The sequence below is a fragment of the Bradyrhizobium sp. 87 genome, assembly GCF_023073015.1.
Lineage (GTDB): Bacteria > Pseudomonadota > Alphaproteobacteria > Rhizobiales > Xanthobacteraceae > Bradyrhizobium > Bradyrhizobium canariense_D.
In genome coordinates this window covers 1-2586 of record NZ_JADPIQ010000042.1, presented here as the reverse complement: position 1 = coordinate 2586, position 2586 = coordinate 1, and the positions used below count along the sequence as shown (strand labels likewise).

The following is a 2586-nucleotide window of genomic DNA, read 5'->3' as shown; positions in this document are numbered from 1 at the left end:
TGCGCGTTTCGCGGCATCGTGAGCACGGATTTCAGCGCATCGTGAGCAACGATTTCAGAGGATCGTGAGCAGCGATTTCAGGCGATCGTGAGCAACGTTTGGCGGTGCCGGACGCTTCGACCGACAACTCAACCGGGCTACGGAGTCTTCATTCAACCAATGAGGAAGCCTGATGCCTACCGAGAGATTGTCGATGCGCCGGATCCGAGAAGTTCTACGTTTGAGGCACCAGGGCCTGACCGAGCGCGTCATCGCGCGGACGTTGGGAGTGAGCAATGGGGTCGTACACGGTTATGTGCGTCGCGCCCGCCTTGCGGGGCTGACCTGGCCGCTGCCGGAGGGCCTGGACGACGAGAGCCTTGAACTGCTGCTGTTTCCGGCGCCAACGACAGCCTCGCAAGGCGACCGGCGCCCGACACCGGATTGGGCTTATGTCGAGAAGGAGCTGCGCCGCCGCAGCGTGACGCGCCTGCTGTTGTGGGAAGAGTATCGCGCCGCCAATCCGGACGGCTTTGGCTATACCTGGTTTTGCACGACGTTCGAGGCCTGGAAGCAGCGGGCCCGGCCAAGCATGCGTCAGACTCACGCCGGTGGGGAGAAGGTATTCGTCGATTTTGCCGGCGACACCATCGATATCTTCGATCCCATCACCGGCGAAGTGCGCGCCATGAAGCTGTTCGTCGCGGCGATGGGGGCCTCGAACTATACCTACGCCGAGGCCTGCCCCAGCGAGAGCCTGTCCGACTGGATCGGCGTGCATGCCAGCCTGTTCAGGTACCTCGGCGGCGTGCCGAAGTTCGTGGTCTGCGATAATCTCAAGGCCGCCGTGACCAACCCCGATCGCTACGATCCCGGGATCAACCGCACCTATGCTGAGATGGCCGGCCATTACGGCACCGCGATCCTGGCGGCCCGCCCGAGGCGACCAAAGGACAAGGCCAAAGTTGAGGTCGCAGTCCAGATCGCCCAGCGCTGGGTCCTGGCCCGCCTGCGCAACCAGCGCTTCTTTTCCTTGGCGGAGCTCAATACCGCCATCCGCGGGCTCGTCGTCGAACTCAACGCCCGCCAGATGCGCGGCTTCGGCTCGAGCCGGACCGAACTGTTCGCCGAGATTGATCGCCCCAAGTTGAGAGAACTGCCGGACCAGCCCTACGTCTTTGCGCGATGGAAGCGTTGCCGTGTCGCCCCAGATTATCACGTCGAGATAGACGGCCATTGGTATTCCACCCCTTACCGCCTGATCCGTGAACTCGTCGATGTCCGTATCGCCGACAAGACCGTCGAGGTCTTCCACAAGGGACAGAGGATCGCCAGCCACGCCCGTGCGCCCAACCGGCGCGGCCACACCACGATTGCCGATCATATGCCCAGCGCCCACCGCCGCTACGGCAAATGGACGCCGGGAGGGCTGATCGCCGCCGGCGAGAAGATTGGTCCATCGACCGCGGCGTTCTTCCAGGTCGTCATCGAAGCCCGGCCGCACCCCGAGCAAGGCTTTCGCACCTGCCTCGGTATCCTGTCGCTGGCCAAGAGCTACGACAATGCGCGCGTCGATGCCGCCTGCCGACGCGGCATCCTCATCAAGGCTCGCTCCGTCGCCTCGATCCGTTCGATCCTCAAGAGCGGCCTCGATCGCGCTTTCCTCGACGAGACGTCCGACCACCAGCCCCTGCGCCACGGCAACATCCGCGGTCAGGGCTATTTCCACTGAACCAGGGAGACTCCAATGCTGACACACCCCACCCATGAACGGCTGATCACGCTTGGCCTGACCGGAATGGCCAAAGCCTTCGAGGAGCAGCGACGATCACCGGACCTCGACACCCTGCCGTTCGAGGAGCGCGTCGGGCTTCTCGTCGACCGCGAAGCCGCCGAGCGCGACACCAAACGTCTCAAGACCCGCCTCAAGTTCGCCGCGCTACGCCAGAGCGCATGCGTGGAAGACGTCGATTTGCGCACGCCACGCGGCATCGACCGCAGCATCTTCGCCAGACTCGTCGGCGGCGAGTGGATCGACCGCAACGAGAACCTGCTCATCACAGGGGCAACCGGGCTCGGCAAAAGCTGGATTGCCTGCGCCCTCGGCCAAAAGGCCTGCCGCGACAATCGTTCGGTCCAGTATCACCGCGTCCCGCGCCTGTTCGAAGCGCTCGCCCTGGCTCGCGGCGACGGCCGATATGGCCGGCTGCTCAAAACCATCGGCCGCATTCAACTTCTGATTCTCGATGATTGGGGCCTGTCAGTTCTAAATCCGCCCGAACGGCGCGACCTTCTGGAGATCCTCGATGATCGCCACGGTCGCGCCTCCACAATCGTCACCAGTCAGGTCCCTGTTGAACATTGGCACGACGTTATCGGCGACCCAACCCTCGGCGACGCCATCCTGGATCGCCTCGTTCACAACGCTCACCGTCTGCAACTCTCCGGAGAAAGCATGCGAAAGCAGAACGCCCGCAATCAAACTCTTGACGCCAACTCAAACCCCTGAACCAATCACCCATGTCGGTCAAAGCCGCTGCTCATCATCGCGCGAAACAGCTGCTCACGATCGCCTGAAATCGCCGCTCACCATCGCCGAAATACGCA

Annotated in this window: 2 protein-coding genes; both read left to right on the top strand. The window is 63.1% G+C overall.

Annotation, left to right across the window (positions count from 1 at the left end; all coding sequences use genetic code 11):
* Nucleotides 1-172: 172 nt before the first annotated feature.
* The gene (gene istA / locus IVB50_RS09510; RefSeq protein ID WP_247295734.1) at nucleotides 173-1711 is read left to right on the top strand and encodes an IS21 family transposase; all 1539 of its coding nucleotides are present in this window, start codon (nucleotides 173-175) and stop codon (nucleotides 1709-1711) included.
* Between the two features lie 15 nt (nucleotides 1712-1726).
* A complete protein-coding gene (istB, locus tag IVB50_RS09505; RefSeq protein WP_247295732.1) occupies nucleotides 1727-2488 on the top strand; it encodes an IS21-like element helper ATPase IstB in 762 nt (253 codons plus the stop codon).
* Nucleotides 2489-2586: the final 98 nt, after the last annotated feature.

What these genes read in the sequence shown, in the direction of transcription:
- istA (WP_247295734.1), top strand. Translation starts at nt 173, where the DNA reads ATGCCTACCGAGAGATTGTCGATGCGCCGGATCCGAGAAGTTCTACGT.
- istB (WP_247295732.1), top strand. Translation starts at nt 1,727, where the DNA reads ATGCTGACACACCCCACCCATGAACGGCTGATCACGCTTGGCCTGACC.